Consider the following 19,954-nt stretch of genomic DNA (forward strand, 5'->3'; position numbering starts at 1 on the left):
TTGCTTCTGTTTTATGTTTACTCCAGTCCAAGCACAGTGACTGCTGTTACGATCATTATTCCCAATCCCACCATACGCACTGAATGTTTGATCATGCTCTGCTTTGCAAGCTTGCCTGAATACACTCCAAGTATTGAGAGGACTGCTATACTCAGTACAACTGCTACTTCAAGTGAGTATTCATCCAGAAGCAAGAAAGGAAGTATGGGAACCAAGGAGCCACAGAAACTTGATCCGCCGTGGAATATGGAATCACTCCATATCTTCTTTTTAGTCTCTTCTTCTATCTTTGTTCTGTTAAGGCTTCTAAGCAGTGGTTTTTCAAGTTCTGCAAGTTTACCGAACTCAACGGCACTTTCAGCAAGATACGATCCTACTCCGTTTGTAAGTGCCAGGGCGACCGCTCCTCCAAGTGCAGCATTGATTACTATTGCAGGGTCTTCTGCCACATGTGATGTACCAATGACAACTCCGAGAATGGCCAGTATGCCATCGATGCTGCCAAGTATGATATATCGTCCGTGTTCGGCTTTTAGTTTTAAGCGTTTAAATTTAAATCTAAATTTAGGAATACTTTTGTAATTCATAATTATCTTAAATCCTGATCTGATTATAATGCACACAAAGCTTTTTTTCTTTTTCGGATATTAAACAAGGTTAAGCTTATAGCAGATGATAAAAATACACGTCAGACAACTCACACAGGAATGATCCGATGAAACTTCACCCAAGATGTTCATATTGCCTGCTTTCCCGGGTTCACCAAGAAGCAGAACTGTCAACTGATAACAAAGAGCTGATAGAAAAAGCAATTCTCGGCGGAATAGATGTACTTAATTCTCTCTATGAACCCGGAATGCCCGCGGCAGAACTGTCCACATCCATGCATAGAAAAGCCTACGAGATCTTGGACGACAATGACCCTTATAAAAGTATGAAAGAACTCAGCAGCAAAACTGCATCCCGTTTCATGCCAGTGATTCGTTCACACGTTTTCAATGGTGATGAGGACGATGTTGCTACATTTAAGCGTGCAGTGCTTGCGGCAGTTATAGGTAACTATTTTGATTACGGTGTAATGGGTCTTGAAGTCCCTATCGATGTTTTCGATGAAACATTTAAGGAACACTTCAAGCGTGGCCTGGACATAGATGACACCGACAAAATGCTGGACAAACTCAATAATGTTGTCTATCTTGCAGACAACTGCGGTGAGATCCTTATTGACACTCTTGTTTTTGAGATCATCAAAAAGATGGGTGGTAACATCACTCTAGTTGTAAGGGGTGCACCAATACTTAACGATGTGACCATGGAAGAGATCGAAGAGTTCGGAATTGCTGACAAAGTAGACCGTGTTCTGACAACCGGGTCCAATGCCATAGGTGTTCGCTTGCAGGAAGCTCCAGCGGAGCTTAAGGATGCCCTTGATAATGCTTCACTTATTATCAGCAAGGGTATGGCAAACTATGAGACCATGTCAGAAGAGAATTATAGGCCAATCGCATATTTACTAAAGGTGAAGTGTGACCCCGTGGGAGAAGATATCGGGGCTCCACTGGGCTGTTCAGTAGCCCGTTTACTTGAGAACAGTTAAGGAGGAGAAAATATGTGTGAGCTAAAGGTTATCCTTGTTGATGGAGATAGTCATGAGACAGTAATGGAATCTGTAACAAGACTTGTCGTTGACGGTGATTCAGTTACAGCCTATGGAATATTTGGAGAGAGTGAGACTGTAAAAGGGTCTGTAAAAGAGATCAACTTTGGAACAGGTGTAGCTATACTTTACAAATGATTTTATTAGACATAAAACGCATTATGATATTTAACTGGATTTTAGATTTCATTCACAATTATTGAGTTACTAATATTAAAATTAAGGACGAAAAGATAGGTAGGAACTGAATATGTCAAAAGTAAAAGTTGCAATAAATGGGTATGGTACAATTGGTAAACGTGTTGCTGATGCTGTTACCATGCAGGATGACATGGAAATTATAGGTATTGCAAAGACAAGACCAAATTACGAGGCTTTTGTTGCACACGACAAGGGTTACAATGTTTACACCTTAGCTGACAGAGTAGATGACATGAAGAAAGCAGGAATTCCTGCAGCAGGTTCAATCGATGATATGATCGCAGAGGCAGATGTCGTTGTTGACTGTACCCCTGGTGGAATCGGTGAAAAGAACAAGGCACTTTACGAGAAGGCCGGTGTAAAAGCAATGTGGCAGGGTGGCGAGAAGCACGAGCTTGCAGGCTGCTCATTCAATGCAGAAGCAAATTATGAAGAAGCACTCGGCAGGGACTTTTTGAGAGTCGTATCCTGTAACACAACAGGTCTGTGCAGGGTAATCTATCCTCTAGACCAGGAATATGGCGTAAAGAAGGTAAGAGTAACACTCATGAGAAGGTCTGCAGATCCAAATGATGTAAAGCATGGTCCTATCAATGCTATCGTTCCAAATCCGATAACACTTCCATCACACCACGGTCCTGATGTAAAGTCCGTAATTCCACACATCAACATCGCATCAACTGCTGTGAAGCTGCCAACAACACTTATGCACCTGCACACCCTGAACATCGAGATGGAAAAGGACTGCAGCACCGAAGATGTAAAGGCATTGCTTGCAAAGCAGCCACGTGTCAGGATGATCGGTCAGGGCATCGGCTCCACCGCTGAGGTCATGGAGCTTGGAAAAGACCTTGGACGTCCAAGAGGCGATATGTGGGAGAACTGCGTATGGGAAGATTCCGTTACAATGTATGAAGGAGAACTCTACTTCTTTCAGGCAATCCATCAGGAATCTGATGTAATTCCTGAGAATGTCGATGCAATCCGTGCAATGACAGAGATTGAGACGGACGGTGCAAAGTCCATAGCAAAGACCAACAAGGCAATGGGACTTTAATTCAGTCCAATTAAGCTTAGAAGTTTACATGCACGTTAACAATGAATTTCTGGAACTGAGTGAAAGGATAGCAGAAGCAGTGCATGTGTCCATTAAGGATATTGTCGGCACACACGAGGCCGGCAAAGTCCTTTACACAGGTGCTGACGGCACACCTACGAAACTCATTGATGACATTGCGGAAAAAGCTATTTTTGAAATTCTTGGAAAGGAAGACAGTCCTTTCAGAATTATCAGTGAAGAAGCTGGAGAAAAGATTATAGGTAATTCTCCTGCAATTCCTGATCTGACAATTATAATAGATCCTATAGATGGAACTTATAACGCTGTACAGGGGATTCCATTTTATGGTGTGTCACTTGCTATAACCTCAGTTGATCTCAACGATATAATATTCGGATACGTCCGGAACCTTGCCAACGGGGATACATTTTATGCAGAACATGGTAAAGGGGCTTATTTTAATGGAGCAAAACTGAAAACCTCCGATAATTCGGATATTCGTAAGTTCTGCGTCAGTGTTTATGGTTACAGGCAAAACATTACGGCTGCATCAAGTCTTTCTGAAAATGTAAGGAGGATAAAATCCCTTGGTAGTGTGGCACTTGAGCTGTGCTATGTTGCAGCAGGGAAAATTGATGCATTTACAGATGTCAGGGGCACCATGCGTATGACTGATATTGCAGCTGGCAAGCTCATTATTGAAGAAGCCGGTGGAATTGTTACAGATGGAGACGGTGACTCTTTAAAGTTAGAAAACCAATTATTAAGCAGGGTTTGCGTGATAGCATCCAACGGACTTGCACATGAGAGTATCTTAAAGCTTTCAACAGGGATAACAGATGAAAGTAAGTAAAATTGGTATTGTATCAAGATTTGATCAGCAGGCTGCTCTTGATATGGCCAGGAAGATCTATGATGAATTCAATTCAAAAGTGAAGATTTTCTTTTCACCAAAGACCGGGCAACATCTAGGTATTACAGAGAATTGTCTTCCGGTTGAGCAGATGAAGGATAAAGGTGTACAACTCATTATTTCAATCGGTGGGGACGGTACAGTGCTTCGTAATATTTCTAAGATGAAAGATCCTCTGCCTGTACTGGGAATAAATCTGGGTACACTTGGTTTTCTTGTGGATGTTCCTCCTGAGGATGCCATAAAGGACATTGCTGATGTTCTTAAAGGTTTTAGTTACACGGAACGCTCACGCCTCAGTGTTCATTTGAATGGTAAAAGATTGCAGGATGCAACTAATGAGATTGTTCTTATCACCGCAAGACCGGCAAAGATTCTCACCTTCAGGATTTCAGTTGATGATTCGGAAATAGAGGATATGAGGGCGGACGGTATTGTAGTTGCAACACCTACAGGTTCAACGGCATATGCTATGAGTGCGGGAGGCCCAATTGTGGACCCGCGTGTAGATGCATCGATCATTGTGCCGATAGCTCCTTTCAAGCTTTCGGCAAGACCATGGATCGTACCTGGCCACAGTAGTATTAAGGTTGAGATGACAATCCCTGAAAAGGAAGCAGCACTTGTGATAGATGGTCAGCACACCTATAACATGGTGGAAAATGATGTTGTTACTGTAACAAGGGCTGAGAATCCGGCAAGGTTTGTGAGCAGCTCTATTAACGGGTTCTATGAAAAGGTGCAGAGCAAACTTTCATGAAGTTCTCGTTGCGCAACCTTTAATGTTACTCTCTTTGAAGATAGAAAATCAGAAAATCAGCATAAAACTGCCTTCCAGATTCCTAATAAACATTGCTCTTGAACATTTGTTGAAACACCGTAAATTATCTTAAAAAACCTAACAGTTATATAATGGAACTGGAAATTGACCAGCAACCAAAGGAGTCAAAAGCATGTCAGAAAATAAAGATTACTCAAGAAACAAGCTTATGGATTATTTGAATTTACCACCTCTTGATATTGAGATCTGTGATGTGACACTCAGGGACGGTGAGCAAACGCCGGGAGTGGTCTTTACAAGGGAGGAAAAGATTGCCCTTGCTACAAAGCTTGACTCAGTTGGTGTTGATATTATTGAATCAGGTTTTCCTGTGGTTTCTGCATCTGAAAAAGATGTTGTAAAAGAAATAGCTAATATGGGACTTAATTCCAGAACCTGCTGCCTTTCCAGGTCAAAGGTAAGTGATGTTGAAGTTGCTGTTGACTGTGATGTTGATTTTGTCAGTATATTTATTGCAATGTCAGATCTGCATCTGAAATATAAATATCACAAAAGCTGTGAGGAAATGTTCTCCGCTGCAATGGAGGCTGTCCAGTATGCAAAAGACCACGGTGTTGGTGTGAGATTTGCAGCAGAGGATGGCAGCAGAACCGATATTGAAGTTCTTAAAAAGGCATTCATAGCCGCTGAAGAATACAAGGTTGATTATGTGAGCATTGCAGATACAATCGGTATATTGAATCCAAGCAGCACATATTATCTTGTAAGCGAGATCAAGAAGACGGTAAACACTCCTCTCTGTATCCATTGTCATAATGATCTTGGAATGGCAACTGCAAACACACTTGCTGCAGCAGAGGCAGGTGCCAAGCAGCTCCATACAACTGTTAATTCAATCGGTGAGCGTGCCGGTAATGCCTCACTTGAAGAAGTGCTTGTTGCACTCATGGTACACTATGGAATTGACAGGTATGATACTACAAAACTGACTGACCTGTCACATATGGTAAATGAGTATTCCGGTATTAAACCTTCAGTTACCAAGGCAATTGTTGGTGAGCATGCATTTTCACATGAATCAGGTATTCATGTTTGTGCTATTCTTGAGGAACCACGTACCTATGAGTTGTTCAGTCCTGAAATGGTAGGTGGAAAACGCCATCTTATCGTAGGCAAACACACAGGTAAGAAAGCTCTGAAAGGTATTGTAGAAGAGATGGGTCATAAGCTTTCCAACGAGGAACTCGTCGCACTTCTTGACAGGATTAAGAACTGTACTGAAACCAAGCATGGAATTTCTCCTTCCAGGCTGGAAACAATGATCAAAGAAACTAAAAGTCAGTAAAGAGCATTAATAATCAATTAACGCTTCTTTTTTCCGATGAGTGTTCAGGCCGCCATTATCTTCCTCCTTGAAATCTGAATCATCGTAATAGTTCATTTCATCATTTTCCAGTAAGATGACATAATCTGCTGAATTTCTAAGGGCAGTGGAAAAACCGGGTTCAACACCAAAGATGATTGTTTCCTTTCCATGTTCATTGGCTTTGTTCAGAAGCGGCTTGAAGTCCGCATCTCTTGTAACCAGTGCTATTGTATCGATAGTTGGATTGTAGACAAGTTCCATACCTTCTACGGCAAGCCTGACATCTACATCACTCGAACATATGATTGGTTCGAATCCGTTGTTCTCAATGGCTTCCACAAGTTTATCAGATGCGTACTGGTTCAGGAATACTCTCCCAATCTTGACATTGCCGTATTCTTTTAGTACGTCCCGAATCTCTTCCAGATTTACATTGAACTCTTTTCTAAGAACGTTCGGACCGTCAACAAGAAGGCCAATACTTCGTCTTCCTGTCTCTTTTTTTGTACTAAGGTATTTGACTATTGAATTAAGTCCTGTTTTAACGTTGGCCATGATGCCTCACTATGGTATGGATAATTATGAATAATTGTCGTTATCAAAAGTTTCTTTTCCGATAATTTTGATAATATACTTGGCTGATATTGATAAATATTATAACTGTTATTATTGAGGATAACATCTAATAGAATATAATTATTACTGATATGAACTTGTCATGACACTATAAATGTGGTTTTAGTAATGTGTTATCAATTTTATTGCACATTATCAGACAGTTCAATAATCCAAAATCTCTGCCAGATAATGCTTTTTAATACATGATCGTGACCTGTTTTCATCACCAAGGATGAAGTAGTTTACAAACCTCCCACCAATTCTTTTTCTTGTAAAAAGGATTTCGCCGCCATCTTTTATAAAAGTATCCATTACTTCTTCAAACTGGGCTTTTTCCATGTCTGAAAGTTCAATAAGACTTTCACCATCTAAAATCCAATTGTAAACTCTAAGCAGGTGTACTTCCCTTACTCGCTTCAGGCCATCTGTATCTTTAAAATCATCTACATAGACAGACCTTTTAAGTTCAGGCGACCAACCAGCCAGTTTTTCCTGTATGTCAATGAACTGAACGGGTATTGTCTCGCCTTCTTCCGGCCTTGGGAAAAGTCTGGCGAGATGTGAGGCTGCAGCCAACAGATCACCTTCTTCTGTAGTAATCATTGTAGTTATAGCGTATCTGTGCTCTTTTTATCCTGCTTCCCATAAGAAGTCCTACAAGAACTCCACTAAGATGTGCTGTGTGGGCTATCATGTCATTTGATCCTAGCAGGAGGAAGTCCAGAAGTACAAATAATACCAATGCATGCGTTATCTGCATTGGAATGAAGTAAACATAAACTCTTATATCAGGTGCTATTAATGCAAGGGCTGCAAATATTCCCATTATTGCACCGCTTGCTCCCACAATAGGGATATATTGTGTATTGCTTGAGAATGATGTTATAGAATATGCTATGGCAGCTACCAAACCGGCGGTGAAATAAACATAAGTGAATATCTTTTTGCCGGCTCTCTTTTCAAGTTCAGGTCCGAAGAAGAATAGCACAAGCATGTTGAAAAACAAGTGGGTGAAACCTGAATGAACAAACATATGGGTTACTAAAGTCCAAAGATGTTCTCCTTGAAATAGCAGGTTTGGAATTAACCACATTGCTTCTTTATATCCCGGGATTATCTGGAGCATGAATGAAAAAATGCATAGATAAATAATAGCCATTGCCGGGCTGTTTTTCATGGAATACTTTATGTTACTTCCAAAACCTTTCACTGCGCTTTTTGCTGCATGCTTTGCAGTGCTCTTTAAAGCGTCTTTGAATATGTCATCAGTACCATTTGTTCCATAGCCGGAACTTCCACTACTATATCCATCATTTTTTAACTGTTCCAGGCCTTCGCATGCATGCTGCTCCGGTAATCTATGTCTGGAACAAAATGTTTTACCACAAAAACGACATTTAAAAGGAATTGCCTCTTCTTTGCCACATATCCAGCATTTTTTGTCCAAATGATTCACCGTGATTTAAACGCTTCTCTATGGTAGAACGGCATTAAATAAAACCATTTCCGAAAAATAAACGATGATACGACATTATATGTCCAGGCTAATCGTGACAGATATCGGAACACTTATATGTTAAAATCGTATATTGTTGTCACTTATTACTCATATGTGCGTATATACCTTTTTGACCAGACTCCTGATGTGAAACATTGGACAAATAATCACAAATAATCATGATAGATTCTGGAAACTTTTTTATAGGGGATGGTGTTATTAGAACATCCCATACTACAGTTTCATAAATGAAATTATTTGGCAGATTTGTAATAATCATTAATAATCTAGTGTTTTTTCGTAGCACTTCAATATGTTTAAAGGAGGACTAAACAAACATGAGCGACTTAGAAGCTGGACAGTTTTCCATCGATGAACTGGAAAACGTTCAGATCACAATCGGCAAGATCGTAGGTGCCGTTGAGAAAAAAGCGACTGAAGAAGGAGTTGAAGTAGGTCCAACTCCTAAACCCGGAATCTCAACTCTTAGAGATTGGGACTATAAACTACTCTCCCGCTACCAGCCGGTCTATACTCCCATATGTGATCAGTGTTGTTACTGTACCTTTGGTACATGTGACCTTGGAGGTAACAAGGAAGGTGCCTGTGGTATCAACATGGAAGCTCACCAGGCCCGTGAATTCCTTCTCAGGGTAATAACCGGTGCAGCTGCACACGCAGGACACGGACGTCATATATTGCATCACCTGATAGACGTTCATGGCAGGGATCATCCTATTGATGTAGGACCTTCAAATCTGCTTGCTCCTAACACACAGGCTGTAACAGGTATTAAGCCGGAAACCCTCGGAGATCTCGAAGAAGTAATGGATTATGTAGAGGAGCAGCTCACACAGTTGCTTGCAACCATCCATGCAGGACAGGAAGGAGCTGCTATGGACTTCGAGTCAAAAGTAATGCATGGTGGAATGCTTGACCATGTAGGTATGGAGGTCTCTGATATTGCTCAGATCTCCTGTCTGGGTATGCCAAAATCAGACCCAGAAGCTCCACTTGCAGAGATCGGTATGGGATGTATCGATGCAGATAAACCTGTACTTCTTGTCATTGGTCACAACGTTGCCGGTGTAACATATATGATAGACTACATACAGGAGCATGGTCTGGAAGATAAGATGGAACTGGCCGGCCTTTGCTGTACTGCCATTGATATGACACGTTACCAGATGGACCAGGGTGGTAAACCACATGCAAAGATCGTTGGAAGTCTGGCAAAGGAACTCAAGATGATAAGGTCTGGAGTACCTGATGTAATAGTAGTTGATGAACAGTGTGTCAGGGCAGACGTACTGGACGAGGCAAGTAAGCTCTCCATCCCTGTCATAACCTGTAATGATAAGATCATGTATGGTCTTCCTAACAGAACAAACGACAGTGCTGCTGAAATTATCGAAGATCTTTCAACACTAAAGGCAGAAGGTGCATTGATTCTTGATTTCGATCTTCTTGCTGAAGTTTCAGTAGAACTGGCTCTCAAGATGTCCAAGATAAGGGATGAGATGGGCATAACTGCTCTGCTAGGTGAGGAAGAACTTCAGGAACTTTCTGCAAAGTGTGTCCAGTGTGGCGCATGTGAACTGGACTGTCCGGACAACCTCCCGATAATGGAGGCTATGAAGGCAGGAGCAGACAAGGACTTCACCAGGTTCGAGTACCTTCATGACAAATGTATTGCCTGTGGCAGATGTGATCAGGCATGTCCAAAGGATATCCCAATTCTTAATATGATCGAGAAAGCTTCCCAGAAGCTTATCCGTGAAGAAAAGGGACTTATGCGTGCAGGAAGAGGTCAGGTAAGTGACCCTGAGATCCGTGAGGAAGGTGTCAACCTTGTTCTTGGTACAACACCAGGTATTGTTGCAATGGTTGGATGTTCCAATTATCCTGATGGTACAAAGGACCTTTACGATGTAGCAGATGAGATGCTCAAGAGAAACTACATCGTTGTGATGTCAGGATGTTCCGCAATGGACCTTGGAATGTACAAGAATGAAGATGGGGAGACACTTTATGAGAAATATCCTGCAAAGTTCCTTGCCGGTAACCTCATCAACGTAGGTTCATGTGTTTCCAATGCACACATCACAGGAACAGCTATCAAAGTAGCTGCAATATTCGCACAGAGGCAGGTATCAGGTAACTACGAAGAGATTGCTGACTACATTACCAACCGTATTGGTGCAGTAGGTGTTGCATGGGGAGCATATTCACAGAAAGCATCCTCAATTGCAACCGGATGTAACAGGCTTGGTATCCCTGTAGTTGTAGGACCACATGGTTCCAAATACAGAAGAGCACTCATTGGTAAGCCTTACAAGGAAGAGGACTGGAAGGTATATGATGCTAGGGATGGTTCAGAGATGCCAATACCTGCAGCTCCGGAATTCCTGCTCACAACAGCGGACACAATTGAAGAGTTGCTTCCAATGCTTGCAAAGAGCTGTATCCGTCCATCCGATAACAACATGGGTAGAATGATCAAACTGACCCACTACATGGAACTCAGCCAGAAGTACCTCGGCCACATGCCAGAGGACTGGTACAAGTTCGTAAGGACAGAGACAGACCTTCCACTTGCAAAGCGTGAGCAGCTTCTCAAGATACTTGAGGCAGAACACGGATGGGAGATCGACTGGAAGCGTAAGAAGATACTTTCAGGTCCGACAATGAAACTGGATGTCTCAGCCCAGCCAACCAATGTCAAGAGACTCTGCAAGGAGGGATGCTAAAATGGTGGACACGACCAAGAACACTCAGATCTATTCTACATGGGGTAGGAAGATGGCAAAACCTGTCAACCCCAATGTGGCAGGAAAAATGATCAGCAAGGCAAAAAGACCTCTTCTAGTTGTAGGATCAGCTATCGTTGATGATGAGATGCTTGTGGAGAAGACAGTCGCTATAGCAAAGAAGGGTGTTCCGGTAGCAGCTACCGGACATTCCATGACCGCACTTGTTGACAAGGAGATTGGTGCAAAATATGTCAATGTACACTCACTTGGACATTTCCTTGGCGACAAGAACTGGACAGGTCTTGATGGACAGGGTCATTATGACACTATTATTTTTATCGGTCACAAAAAGTATTACCTTAATCAGGTACTTTCCGGTATTAAGAATTTCACAGATCTGAAAACCATAGCAATTGAGAGACATTTCATGCAGAACGCTACATTGTCTTTTGGTAACCTGAAACCAGAAGTACACCTTGAAGCGCTTGACGAATTAATTGAGAATATTTAACTTATGGTGACAATACGGAGAACTAATCATGGCAGATGAATTCCCTTTTGAAATATCTCCTATGTTTGAAGGAGAGAGGATTAGAAAAGATGGTATGCACGTGGAACTCGGCGGCCCGAAATCCAAAGGATTTGAACTTGTAAGGGCAGCAGAGATGAGTGAAGTTGAGGACAATAAGTTTACACTTATCGGTCCTGACCTTGCAGACATGGAAGAAGGTTCCAGATACCCACTTGCAATGATCTACAAGATCGCAGGAGAACTTGTAGAAGCTGATCTTGAGTCAATTGTTGAAAGAAGGAACCACGAATTCCAGAACTACATACAGGGCTTTATGCACCTTAACCAGAGAGACGATGTCTGGATGAGGGTAAGCAAGGATGCTGTTGCAAAGGGTATGACCTCATTCGAGTCCGTTGCAAAGGCTATCATGATGCTCTTTAAGAACGAGCTTCCATTCATAGAGGCTGTAGAGGCTATCTATATCACAGATGAAGCTGAGATCGACAAACAGATCGATGATGTAAGGGCGGTCTACAAGGGAAGGGACGAAAGAACCCGTGATCTTCACGATGAAGATGTTGATACATTCTACGGATGTACCCTCTGTGCATCATTCGCTCCAACCAACGTTTGTGTTGTTACACCGGACAGGATTTCACTTTGTGGTGCTATCAACTGGTTTGACGGTAGGGCAGCTGCAAAGGTAGATCCTGAAGGTCCTCAGTTCGCAATCCCAAAGGGCGATGTCATTGACGCAGTATCCGGGGAATACACCGGTGTCAATGAAGCAGCAAAGAGACTTTCAAGCGGTGAATATGACCGTATCAAGCTCCACTCATTCTTCGAGTACCCACACACATCCTGTGGATGTTTTGAAGTTGTAGGTTTCTACATCCCTGAAGTAGACGGTATCGGATGGGTAGACAGGGACTTCGCAGGTACAGCACCAAACGGACTTCAGTTCTCAACCATGGCAGGACAGACCGGTGGAGGTAAGCAGGTAGTTGGTTTCCTTGGAATTGGTGTCAATTACTTCCGTTCACCAAAGTTCATCGAATCTGATGGTGGCTGGGAAAGAGTTGTCTGGATGCCAAAGATGCTCAAAGACAAAGTACTTAACGACATTCCAGAAGAGATCCGTGACAAGATCGCAACCGAAGAGGAAGCAGCAGATGTTGAGAGTCTCAGAACTTTCCTCAAAGACAAGGAACACCCAATTCTTGAGAGATGGGTAGAGGAAGAAGAGGAAGCACCGGAAGAGGAAGAAACAACCGAAACAGCTCCACAGGCAGGCTTTGCACCACAGATGCAGATGCCAACCAACTTCATGCCATCCATGCCAATGATGGGCGGCAGCGGTTCCGGTGGTGTAAAGATTATCCTTAAGAATGCAAAGGTGAGTATTGACAAGGTAATCATAAAGAAACAGGACTAAGAGAGGTCTTCTGTGGCTAAGATTATTGCAGTGACAGGTAAAGGCGGAACAGGGAAGACGGCAACAACCAGTCTTCTCATCCGCCACCTTACAAGGGGTGACAAGATCGTCCTTGCCGTTGACGCGGACCCAGATACAAATCTCCCGGAAACCCTGGGTTGTGAACCCAGCAAGACCATTGGTGACATAAAAGAATACATGCACGAAGAACGTGACAATCTTCCTCCTGACATCAACAAGGAATCAATATTAGAGGGAAAACTCTATGAGGTCCTTGAAGAGATGCCGGGCTATGACCTGCTGGTCATGGGAAGGCCTGAAGGTTCAGGATGTTATTGTTATGTAAACAACCTGCTCCGTGGTATCATGAATAAGCTCGTAAGCAATTATGATGTTCTTATCATTGATGCTGAAGCCGGTCTGGAACATTTCAGCAGGAAGATCTTCCGGAACGTTGATGATCTTGTAGTTGTTACGGATGGTTCACGCAGGGGTCTGCGGACTGCTGAGCGTATCAGGGAACTTGTGGGGGAGCTGGAAACCGATGTTTCCAACATCTATGTTATTGCAAACAAGGTCACAGATGCAAACCGTGAGAGGATCTCCAGTACTGCTGAAGAACTCGGTCTTGAACTAATAGGAATGATCCCCGTTGACGAGATGATAGTGGAAAGAGATCTCGCAGGGGAACCTTTATTTGATCTTCCTGACGATTCCGTTGCAGTACAGGAAGTTGAGAAGATCGCTCAGAAACTTGGTTTGTAACAAATATATCATATGGTGGAATGCACATGACAAAGAAAATGAAATTATCACAGCTCAGTGATATTTTGCAGGACCTCGATGTGGAGTCACTTGAAGGTGTGACCATTGAAGGTGACATCGAGCTTAATATCACAGGCGGTGGAGGTCTTAATCCTGCACTCGCTTATGCTCTGGGAAATGAGATATCCCAGATATCCCTGCACATGGCCAACATCGGAAGGATGCTTGGATTCCCTGCTGAACAGTTGTTCGCATCTGCTTTCGGACTTGGCGAGATGCCACAGCCAGAAGCACTTCCAACTTCTCCGAAGATACAGGAACTCCTTGCTTCCAAATTCGAGGTTGCAAAGGTAGACAACTGGAAGAACCCTATCCAGGAAGTAACACTTGGTGCAACATCAGGTGACGGTGGCTCAAGGAAGAGCACTGTGACCATTGGTGGAGAGAACGCACTTCCATATTACTTCGATGCCGAAATGCCACACAGGAACTACGTCACAATGGACGTTTTCGACATGCCGATTGGTATGGCAAAGGCAGTAAAAGGCAACTACGAGGATGTTATCAACGACCCTGCCGAATGGGCAAAGAAGGTCGTGCGTGACTTTAACGCAGATATGGTAACAATTCACCTAATCTCAACTGACCCGCTCATCAACGACACACCTGCAAAGGAAGCAGCAAAGGTTGTCGAGGATGTACTTCAGGCAGTTGACGTACCAATCGTTATCGGTGGTTCAGGTAATCCTGAGAAGGACCCTGAAGTTCTCGAGAAGGCAGCAGAAGTTGCAGAAGGAGAGAGAGTACTTCTCGCATCCGCAAGTCTGAACCTTGACTACGAGAGAATTGCAAAGGCAGCAATGGACTACGGACACAACGTACTTTCCTGGACACAGCTTGAGATCAACGCTCAGAAAGAACTTAACAGGAAGCTTATGAAGCAGTGTAACGTTCCAAGGGAAAGAATTGTAATGGACCCAACCACAGCAGCACTGGGTTACGGTCTTGACTACGCTTACACCAACATGGAGCGTATAAGACTTGCTGGTCTTATGGGCGACGACGAACTGACATTCCCAATGTCATCCGGTACCACCAATGCATGGGGTGCTCGTGAGGCATGGATGGTCTCATCCCCGCTTAATCAGGATTCTGACTGGGGACCAAGGGAATACCGTGGACCGATCTGGGAGATCGTCACAGGTCTTGCACTCTCACTTGCAGGTAACGATATGTTCATGATGATGCACCCGACATCCGTACAGGTGCTCAAGGAAATTACACAGACACTCTACGGTTCAATCGAGTCCGAAGAGATAGACATCACCAACTGGGTAGGAGCGGAGGTGTGATAAATGAAAATTAACAGTCCACTGGAAGCTTACAAATTCCTGCCAGCCACAAACTGTGGTGAATGTGGTGAAGCTACATGTATGGCTTTTGCAGCACACCTTATTGACAGGTCACACAAACTGACCGACTGTAAGCCAATCCTTGAAGCAAAATTCAAGAAGAAGTACGAAGAGCTTGACGCACTTCTTGCACCTGAGATCAGGGAAGTCGAAATTGGTGTCGGTGACAAGATAGCAAAGATTGGTGGAGATGATGTTCTCTACAGGCACAAACTTACATTCTTTAACCAGACACAGTTCGCATACGATGTATCTGACACAATGGATGAGAAGGATCTTGTCGAGAGAGTAAACTACATCCAGGACTTCAAGAAGTTCTATGTAGGAAACTTCCTCACCGTGGATATGATCGCAGTACGCTGCACATCAGGCGACCCTGCAAAGTTTGCAGCAGCAGTAAAGAAGGTCATGGAAACAACAGATCTTCCACTGATCCTCTGTTCATTCGACCCTGCAGTCCTGAAGGCCGGTCTTGAAGTCTCAAAGGACAGGAACCCGTTGCTCTATGCAGCAAACAAGGACAACTGGAAGGAAGTCGGAGAACTCGCACTTGAGTATGATGTACCTGTAACACTCTTTGCACCAGATGACCTTGACATGCTCAAGACACTGGCAAAGACCTTTGCAGAAATGGGTACCGAGAAACTTGTACTCGATCCGGGAACATTCCCGACCGGCAAACAGCTCAAACAGACCTTTACAAACTTCATCAAGGTCCGCAGGGCTGGAATTGACGGTGACCGTGAGATCGCTTATCCAATTATGGCAGTTCCATTCACAGCCTGGATGGCACACGATGACCCTGTAAGTGCATCTTACTGGGAAACAGTGGTTGCTTCAGTATTCACCATCAAGTACGGTGACATAATGATCCTCCACAGCACAGAGCCATATGCAATGCTGCCTGAACTGCACATCCGTGACACAATTTACACTGACCCAAGAAAGCCGGTCACAGTGGATCCGGGTATGTACAAGGTAGGAGAGCCAACTGCAGATTCACCAGTACTCGTCACAACCAACTTCGCTCTTACATACTACACAGTAGAGAGTGATATCGCATCCAACAAGATCGACTGTTTCCTCTGGGCAATTGATACCGATGGTATCGGTGTAGAGGCTGCAGTAGCCGGTGGACAGCTTACCGCCGAGAAGATCAAGAAGGGAATTGAGGATTCAGGCTTTGACATGAAGAAGGACACGACCCACAACACCATCGTTATCCCCGGACTTTCAGCACGTCTGCAGGGTGACGTGGAAGATGCAACAGGTTGTAATGTCATGGTAGGTCCTGCAGACTCCGGTAGGATCCCTGGCTGGATGGAAAAGAACTGGCCACCACAGAAGAAATAAAACTATAATTCTAAGATTAAGAATTAAGATGCTATGATTTTTTCATAGCATCATCTTTTATCTTTTTTACTTGTTCATTCGGTCTTTTAATTTATTTTAAAACGTCGTATTTTGGAACAAAAAATTATTATATTATTTGAATATCGTTTATCTGGGATAAAATGGATTTGATCGTAAGAACTCACAACAGCATCGAACTTACACGTGACGGGATGCATTGTGTCATTATGGGCGACATTAAGGATGTCAAAGATGAGCACATTGAAAAGATGGCAGAATGGGCAAACAGCTTGTGGGATTATTCTAAAATTAGCATGTGGAAAAAATCAGAGTCAATGAGTCCTGGTTATTTTATACGCAATAGTGAAGATGGCCAATACAAAGTCCATGTTCTTGATGATTCTCAAAAAGCAGATGTCTTTGGCGGAGCCCGGAAAGATAGTCCCCAGAAGCTTGATAACTGGAATAAAAAAGATCTGCTTGCTTACGTGGACTGGTTCATAGAATAATAAATGGCTGCGGTTTAATTTTGCGTTAAAAACCGCATTCATCGATTAATATTTCCTGAAAAAATTCATTGTTAACGTCTGCAGTTATTTTTGATTCAAGATAATTCAGGAATTCGCATTTTCCTGTTTTCTGGAAAATAATGCAGCTTTCACAATAGATTTTTTTATTATCCTCAGAATATCCAAGTTCCTCTATCATACACATGCTTTTACTCCGTCATCATTTATTCTAATAGTAACAAGATCCTTTGCGGAAGTAATTCTTCCGCAATCCTTACAGTAGTAGAATACATTAGATCCTATCAGCTGTCTTTTAAGTTCTGTATTGCAAAATTCACAACACAGATTTTCTTCTTTTTTCATGTTTCTCCCACACTTAAGGTTGGCAATTCTATGCCGATATTTCTGCTTTTATTTTGCACCCATTCCACCTATCATGAAACGTGCAAACTCCAGATCTTCTTCATCCATATTGTTTCTATATTGGCCGTTTTTTATTAGCTTGAGACTGGTTTCGGATGTATCATTTGTATTATTTGTATACATTTCCACACACTTTTTTATATTTCTCATTAATTTCTCTCCTTTTTTCTTCTCTCAAGCTTTAATACTCCATTCAATAATATATACAAGATGCATGTAATATATTTACATTTGCAGAATCTATATAGATAATAGTTTTATGGGTAGTTATCATGATGATATCATTTTAAATTCGATTGATTGCTTTTTGTGGGTATTTTATTATTTGTATTGCATCTGTATCGGAATTATCATCAGATTATAATCAACACATATTTAATATATTTATTATTATGGGATCTCATATATAAAATAATTGGTCAGTTCACATAATTGAATCATGTATAAATAGTGAGATGGCAAATCATATATGGAGAATTATTCATGAGTCAAGTCTTTTTCAAAGCCGCAGAGGACATCGGTCCGATGAACACCCAGATTGATCAGATAACTGACCTTTTTCCGGCAATATCGCCAGTTTCCGAAGGTGACATAGTTGCCATAAAAATACATCCGGGAGAACTAGGGAACACGACTTATGTTCGTCCGGTGATCATAAAAACTGTGGTGGATCTCGTTAAAGAAGCAGGAGGTATTCCCTTTATTACTGATACTACTGTACTTTATCCCAGTAAGAGGTTCAACGGTGTAGATGTTCTTAATACGGCTGCTACTAATGGTTTTACTCTAGGCACTATGGGTGCTCCATTTATCTGTGCTGATGGTATCCATGGTGATGATTCTGTTTCTGTTGATATAGGTGGGGAAGTGATTGACAGTATTACAGTTGCATCTGCAATAGCAGGCGCAGATTCTATGATTGTGATATCTCATTGTAAAGGACATCCTGCATCAGGATTTGGTGCTGCTGTTAAGAACTTAGGAATGGGATGTCTGGATAAAGCGGGAAAGACTGTGGTCCATGAGGTAGCAAGACCCTCTATTGACACAGATAAATGTGTAGGCTGCAAGAAATGTGTAAAAGTATGTCCATGGGATGCACTTTCTGTAGTAGAAGGAAAAGCAATTGTTGATCATGACTTATGTCGTGGTGAATTAGCATGTTTTGCCAGTTGCAATTTTGGTGCAATCGTTCCTCCTGCAGATTCCCCGGTAAGAATGCAGGAAAGACTTGGTGAAGCAGCTTTTGGTCCTGTCAAAGTTCTTCCTGAAAAAATAGGATATATTAACTGGATATTTGATCTCACTCCGGGATGTGATTGCTTTAATTTCTCATCTCCCGCATTTGCCGGTGATGTTGGAATTACTGCATCTAAAGATCCGGTAGCTCTTGATAAAGCCAGCCTTGATCTTGTTAATGAAAGGATGAAACATGATGGCAAAGGCTGTGTCAGCAATGTATGGGGAATTGACCCTATGATACATCTGGAATATGCTGACAAAATTGGTGCTGGAAGCATGAATTATGAATTGATACGTAAATGATTTGAACTCAGGATGCTGGGGCGGCTTCACTGAAATATGATAGAATATAATTATATTTGAGCGAAAACAATATCTAACTAAGCATGGTATCAGAGCCGATGAATAATACCGTATGTCCTAAATGCGGAAAGCCAACGACAAAACTGTTTCAGGGTCGTTGTAAGGAGTGTTTTCTGGAGAATTTCACTCTTGCTGAAATAGCACCTGTGTTGCATGCAAAGATGTGTGCTACATGCGGTGCTCGTAATGTAAAAAACAAATGGGTTGACCATGGAAGCCTTGAAGAGATAGTGATCCACACAGCAGAAGATGCTCTTTTTGTGCATGAGATGGCCGAGGATATAGAGCTATATATTGAGCCCAGGGCCCAGACTCCATATTTGTATAAGGTACACATTGAAGTTGATGCTTTGTTACTTGATGAGATATTCCATCAGGAACTTGAAACTGAAGTTCGTGTGGTCCGTGAGTCGTGTGATATGTGCAGTCGCATATCCGGCGGATATTTTGAGGCTATCATACAGATACGCGCTACAAATCGTATTCCGGATGATGAAGAGAAACAGGAATGCATCAATATAGCTAATACTGTTCTTGAAAGGCTTGTAAATAAAGGCGATAGGCTTGCTTTTATATCCAGTTCTCTTGAGATCAAGGAAGGAACCGATCTTTATGTAGGTTCTTCCAATGCTGCAAGACATATCTGCAAGGAAATAAATTCCCGTTTAGGTGGCACTTTCACCGAGTCTGCATCTTTACAGGGAAGAAAAGATGGAAAGGATGTATATCGTATAACTTTCTCCCTGAGGCTTCCTGAATTTATGCCACAGGATATTATTGAATACAAGGGAAGGATCATCGAGATAAGAAAGTTCTCTAAAAATGTGACTGGTATGGATGTTGAAACCGGAGCTCGTTTTACAGCTACTCCCGATGATGTACAGGGGGCAACACTAATTACAAAGAGAAAGGACCTTCCAAAAACAATGCTGGTTGCAATAGAAAATGAAGATTTGATGGTACTTGATCCTGATACTTATGAAACGGTAACAGTCAAGAAACCCGTAATGTTCTCTGCAGAGCCCGGTACCGAAATCCCAGTTGTCAAGACTGAAAAAGGTCTTCTTGCTATTGCCGACATTTCATGATCT

General features: G+C 42.4%; 22 protein-coding genes. 15 read left to right on the forward strand and 7 right to left on the reverse strand.

Annotated features, from left to right (window positions below):
• Window positions 1-17: 17 nt before the first annotated feature.
• Window positions 18-587: a VIT1/CCC1 transporter family protein gene (locus FKV42_RS13075; RefSeq protein WP_154810741.1), complete on the reverse strand. Its 570-nt coding sequence runs from the start codon at window positions 585-587 to the stop codon at window positions 18-20.
• Between the two features lie 128 nt (window positions 588-715).
• Here FKV42_RS13075 and FKV42_RS13080 point away from each other — a divergent pair, with 128 nt between their 5' ends.
• The 6 genes from FKV42_RS13080 to FKV42_RS13105 all read left to right on the forward strand — a co-directional run bounded on the left by FKV42_RS13080 (window position 716) and on the right by FKV42_RS13105 (window position 5,957).
• Window positions 716-1,597: a damage-control phosphatase ARMT1 family protein gene (locus FKV42_RS13080; protein ID WP_154810742.1), complete on the forward strand. Its 882-nt coding sequence runs from the start codon at window positions 716-718 to the stop codon at window positions 1,595-1,597.
• A gap of 12 nt (window positions 1,598-1,609) precedes the next feature.
• The gene (locus FKV42_RS13085) at window positions 1,610-1,795 is read left to right on the forward strand and encodes a CooT family nickel-binding protein (protein ID WP_154810743.1); all 186 of its coding nucleotides are present in this window, start codon (window positions 1,610-1,612) and stop codon (window positions 1,793-1,795) included.
• A gap of 112 nt (window positions 1,796-1,907) precedes the next feature.
• Entirely contained in the window at window positions 1,908-2,915 is a 1,008-nt protein-coding gene (locus tag FKV42_RS13090) for a type II glyceraldehyde-3-phosphate dehydrogenase (protein WP_154810744.1), read from the forward strand.
• 28 nt (window positions 2,916-2,943) lie between these two features.
• Complete coding sequence (locus FKV42_RS13095) at window positions 2,944-3,771, forward strand: bifunctional fructose-bisphosphatase/inositol-phosphate phosphatase (protein ID WP_154810745.1); 828 nt, start codon at window positions 2,944-2,946, stop codon at window positions 3,769-3,771.
• The gene (locus tag FKV42_RS13100; protein ID WP_154810746.1) at window positions 3,758-4,591 is read left to right on the forward strand and encodes an NAD(+)/NADH kinase; all 834 of its coding nucleotides are present in this window, start codon (window positions 3,758-3,760) and stop codon (window positions 4,589-4,591) included. Before FKV42_RS13095 ends, FKV42_RS13100 begins: the two co-directional genes overlap by 14 nt.
• 193 nt (window positions 4,592-4,784) lie before the next feature.
• Window positions 4,785-5,957: a homocitrate synthase family protein gene (locus tag FKV42_RS13105; RefSeq protein WP_154810747.1), complete on the forward strand. Its 1,173-nt coding sequence runs from the start codon at window positions 4,785-4,787 to the stop codon at window positions 5,955-5,957.
• A gap of 6 nt (window positions 5,958-5,963) precedes the next feature.
• On the opposite strand, the gene FKV42_RS13110 is transcribed toward FKV42_RS13105, so the two are convergent.
• From FKV42_RS13110 to FKV42_RS13120, 3 genes are all read right to left on the reverse strand, one after another.
• Window positions 5,964-6,533, reverse strand: coding sequence for a TIGR00288 family NYN domain-containing protein (locus FKV42_RS13110; protein WP_154810748.1), 570 nt, complete (start codon window positions 6,531-6,533; stop codon window positions 5,964-5,966).
• A 225-nt stretch (window positions 6,534-6,758) separates the two neighbouring features.
• Complete coding sequence (locus FKV42_RS13115; RefSeq protein ID WP_154810749.1) at window positions 6,759-7,199, reverse strand: hypothetical protein; 441 nt, start codon at window positions 7,197-7,199, stop codon at window positions 6,759-6,761.
• On the reverse strand, window positions 7,177-8,052 hold the full coding sequence (locus FKV42_RS13120) for a rhomboid family intramembrane serine protease (RefSeq protein WP_394348073.1): 876 nt from the start codon (window positions 8,050-8,052) through the stop codon (window positions 7,177-7,179). Before FKV42_RS13120 ends, FKV42_RS13115 begins: the two co-directional genes overlap by 23 nt.
• A gap of 380 nt (window positions 8,053-8,432) precedes the next feature.
• Here FKV42_RS13120 and cdhA point away from each other — a divergent pair, with 380 nt between their 5' ends.
• From cdhA to FKV42_RS13155, 7 genes are all read left to right on the forward strand, one after another.
• Complete coding sequence (gene cdhA, locus FKV42_RS13125) at window positions 8,433-10,844, forward strand: CO dehydrogenase/acetyl-CoA synthase complex subunit alpha (protein ID WP_154810751.1); 2,412 nt, start codon at window positions 8,433-8,435, stop codon at window positions 10,842-10,844.
• A 1-nt stretch (window position 10,845) separates the two neighbouring features.
• On the forward strand, window positions 10,846-11,358 hold the full coding sequence (cdhB, locus tag FKV42_RS13130) for a CO dehydrogenase/acetyl-CoA synthase complex subunit epsilon (RefSeq protein WP_154810752.1): 513 nt from the start codon (window positions 10,846-10,848) through the stop codon (window positions 11,356-11,358).
• Between the two features lie 28 nt (window positions 11,359-11,386).
• Window positions 11,387-12,796 (forward strand): CO dehydrogenase/CO-methylating acetyl-CoA synthase complex subunit beta, encoded by a 1,410-nt coding sequence (gene cdhC / locus FKV42_RS13135; protein ID WP_154810753.1) that lies wholly within the window; start codon window positions 11,387-11,389, stop codon window positions 12,794-12,796.
• Between the two features lie 12 nt (window positions 12,797-12,808).
• Window positions 12,809-13,561 (forward strand): ATP-binding protein, encoded by a 753-nt coding sequence (locus FKV42_RS13140; protein WP_154810754.1) that lies wholly within the window; start codon window positions 12,809-12,811, stop codon window positions 13,559-13,561.
• 26 nt (window positions 13,562-13,587) lie between these two features.
• Entirely contained in the window at window positions 13,588-14,913 is a 1,326-nt protein-coding gene (gene cdhD, locus FKV42_RS13145) for a CO dehydrogenase/acetyl-CoA synthase subunit delta (protein WP_154810755.1), read from the forward strand.
• Between the two features lie 3 nt (window positions 14,914-14,916).
• The gene (gene acsC / locus FKV42_RS13150; RefSeq protein WP_154810756.1) at window positions 14,917-16,326 is read left to right on the forward strand and encodes an acetyl-CoA decarbonylase/synthase complex subunit gamma; all 1,410 of its coding nucleotides are present in this window, start codon (window positions 14,917-14,919) and stop codon (window positions 16,324-16,326) included.
• A gap of 161 nt (window positions 16,327-16,487) precedes the next feature.
• Entirely contained in the window at window positions 16,488-16,835 is a 348-nt protein-coding gene (locus tag FKV42_RS13155) for a hypothetical protein (protein ID WP_154810757.1), read from the forward strand.
• A 25-nt stretch (window positions 16,836-16,860) separates the two neighbouring features.
• On the opposite strand, the gene FKV42_RS13160 is transcribed toward FKV42_RS13155, so the two are convergent.
• Genes FKV42_RS13160 through FKV42_RS13170 form a run of 3 tightly spaced genes read right to left on the reverse strand, consistent with a single transcriptional unit; the run spans window position 16,861 to window position 17,408 of the window.
• A complete protein-coding gene (locus tag FKV42_RS13160; RefSeq protein ID WP_154810758.1) occupies window positions 16,861-17,034 on the reverse strand; it encodes a hypothetical protein in 174 nt (57 codons plus the stop codon).
• A complete protein-coding gene (locus tag FKV42_RS13165; RefSeq protein WP_154810759.1) occupies window positions 17,031-17,198 on the reverse strand; it encodes a hypothetical protein in 168 nt (55 codons plus the stop codon). Before FKV42_RS13165 ends, FKV42_RS13160 begins: the two co-directional genes overlap by 4 nt.
• Window positions 17,199-17,246: 48 nt before the next feature.
• Window positions 17,247-17,408: a hypothetical protein gene (locus tag FKV42_RS13170; RefSeq protein ID WP_154810760.1), complete on the reverse strand. Its 162-nt coding sequence runs from the start codon at window positions 17,406-17,408 to the stop codon at window positions 17,247-17,249.
• Between the two features lie 333 nt (window positions 17,409-17,741).
• On the opposite strand from FKV42_RS13170, the gene FKV42_RS13175 reads away from it, so the two are divergent.
• Window positions 17,742-18,803, forward strand: a complete 1,062-nt coding sequence (locus FKV42_RS13175) for a DUF362 domain-containing protein (protein ID WP_154810761.1) — start codon at window positions 17,742-17,744, stop codon at window positions 18,801-18,803.
• A gap of 83 nt (window positions 18,804-18,886) precedes the next feature.
• Window positions 18,887-19,951, forward strand: coding sequence for a 60S ribosomal export protein NMD3 (locus FKV42_RS13180; RefSeq protein WP_230375717.1), 1,065 nt, complete (start codon window positions 18,887-18,889; stop codon window positions 19,949-19,951).
• Window positions 19,952-19,954: the final 3 nt, after the last annotated feature.

The organism is Methanolobus vulcani, assembly GCF_006546655.1.
Taxonomy (GTDB): domain Archaea; phylum Halobacteriota; class Methanosarcinia; order Methanosarcinales; family Methanosarcinaceae; genus Methanolobus; species Methanolobus vulcani_A.

What these genes read in the sequence shown, in the direction of transcription:
- FKV42_RS13075 (WP_154810741.1), bottom strand. Translation starts at nt 587, where the DNA reads ATGAATTACAAAAGTATTCCTAAATTTAGATTTAAATTTAAACGCTTA.
- FKV42_RS13080 (WP_154810742.1), top strand. Translation starts at nt 716, where the DNA reads ATGAAACTTCACCCAAGATGTTCATATTGCCTGCTTTCCCGGGTTCAC.
- FKV42_RS13085 (WP_154810743.1), top strand. Translation starts at nt 1,610, where the DNA reads ATGTGTGAGCTAAAGGTTATCCTTGTTGATGGAGATAGTCATGAGACA.
- FKV42_RS13090 (WP_154810744.1), top strand. Translation starts at nt 1,908, where the DNA reads ATGTCAAAAGTAAAAGTTGCAATAAATGGGTATGGTACAATTGGTAAA.
- FKV42_RS13095 (WP_154810745.1), top strand. Translation starts at nt 2,944, where the DNA reads ATGCACGTTAACAATGAATTTCTGGAACTGAGTGAAAGGATAGCAGAA.
- FKV42_RS13100 (WP_154810746.1), top strand. Translation starts at nt 3,758, where the DNA reads ATGAAAGTAAGTAAAATTGGTATTGTATCAAGATTTGATCAGCAGGCT.
- FKV42_RS13105 (WP_154810747.1), top strand. Translation starts at nt 4,785, where the DNA reads ATGTCAGAAAATAAAGATTACTCAAGAAACAAGCTTATGGATTATTTG.
- FKV42_RS13110 (WP_154810748.1), bottom strand. Translation starts at nt 6,533, where the DNA reads ATGGCCAACGTTAAAACAGGACTTAATTCAATAGTCAAATACCTTAGT.
- FKV42_RS13115 (WP_154810749.1), bottom strand. Translation starts at nt 7,199, where the DNA reads ATGATTACTACAGAAGAAGGTGATCTGTTGGCTGCAGCCTCACATCTC.
- cdhA (WP_154810751.1), top strand. Translation starts at nt 8,433, where the DNA reads ATGAGCGACTTAGAAGCTGGACAGTTTTCCATCGATGAACTGGAAAAC.
- cdhB (WP_154810752.1), top strand. Translation starts at nt 10,846, where the DNA reads ATGGTGGACACGACCAAGAACACTCAGATCTATTCTACATGGGGTAGG.
- cdhC (WP_154810753.1), top strand. Translation starts at nt 11,387, where the DNA reads ATGGCAGATGAATTCCCTTTTGAAATATCTCCTATGTTTGAAGGAGAG.
- cdhD (WP_154810755.1), top strand. Translation starts at nt 13,588, where the DNA reads ATGACAAAGAAAATGAAATTATCACAGCTCAGTGATATTTTGCAGGAC.
- acsC (WP_154810756.1), top strand. Translation starts at nt 14,917, where the DNA reads ATGAAAATTAACAGTCCACTGGAAGCTTACAAATTCCTGCCAGCCACA.
- FKV42_RS13155 (WP_154810757.1), top strand. Translation starts at nt 16,488, where the DNA reads ATGGATTTGATCGTAAGAACTCACAACAGCATCGAACTTACACGTGAC.
- FKV42_RS13160 (WP_154810758.1), bottom strand. Translation starts at nt 17,034, where the DNA reads ATGATAGAGGAACTTGGATATTCTGAGGATAATAAAAAAATCTATTGT.
- FKV42_RS13165 (WP_154810759.1), bottom strand. Translation starts at nt 17,198, where the DNA reads ATGAAAAAAGAAGAAAATCTGTGTTGTGAATTTTGCAATACAGAACTT.
- FKV42_RS13170 (WP_154810760.1), bottom strand. Translation starts at nt 17,408, where the DNA reads ATGAGAAATATAAAAAAGTGTGTGGAAATGTATACAAATAATACAAAT.
- FKV42_RS13175 (WP_154810761.1), top strand. Translation starts at nt 17,742, where the DNA reads ATGAGTCAAGTCTTTTTCAAAGCCGCAGAGGACATCGGTCCGATGAAC.
- FKV42_RS13180 (WP_230375717.1), top strand. Translation starts at nt 18,887, where the DNA reads ATGGTATCAGAGCCGATGAATAATACCGTATGTCCTAAATGCGGAAAG.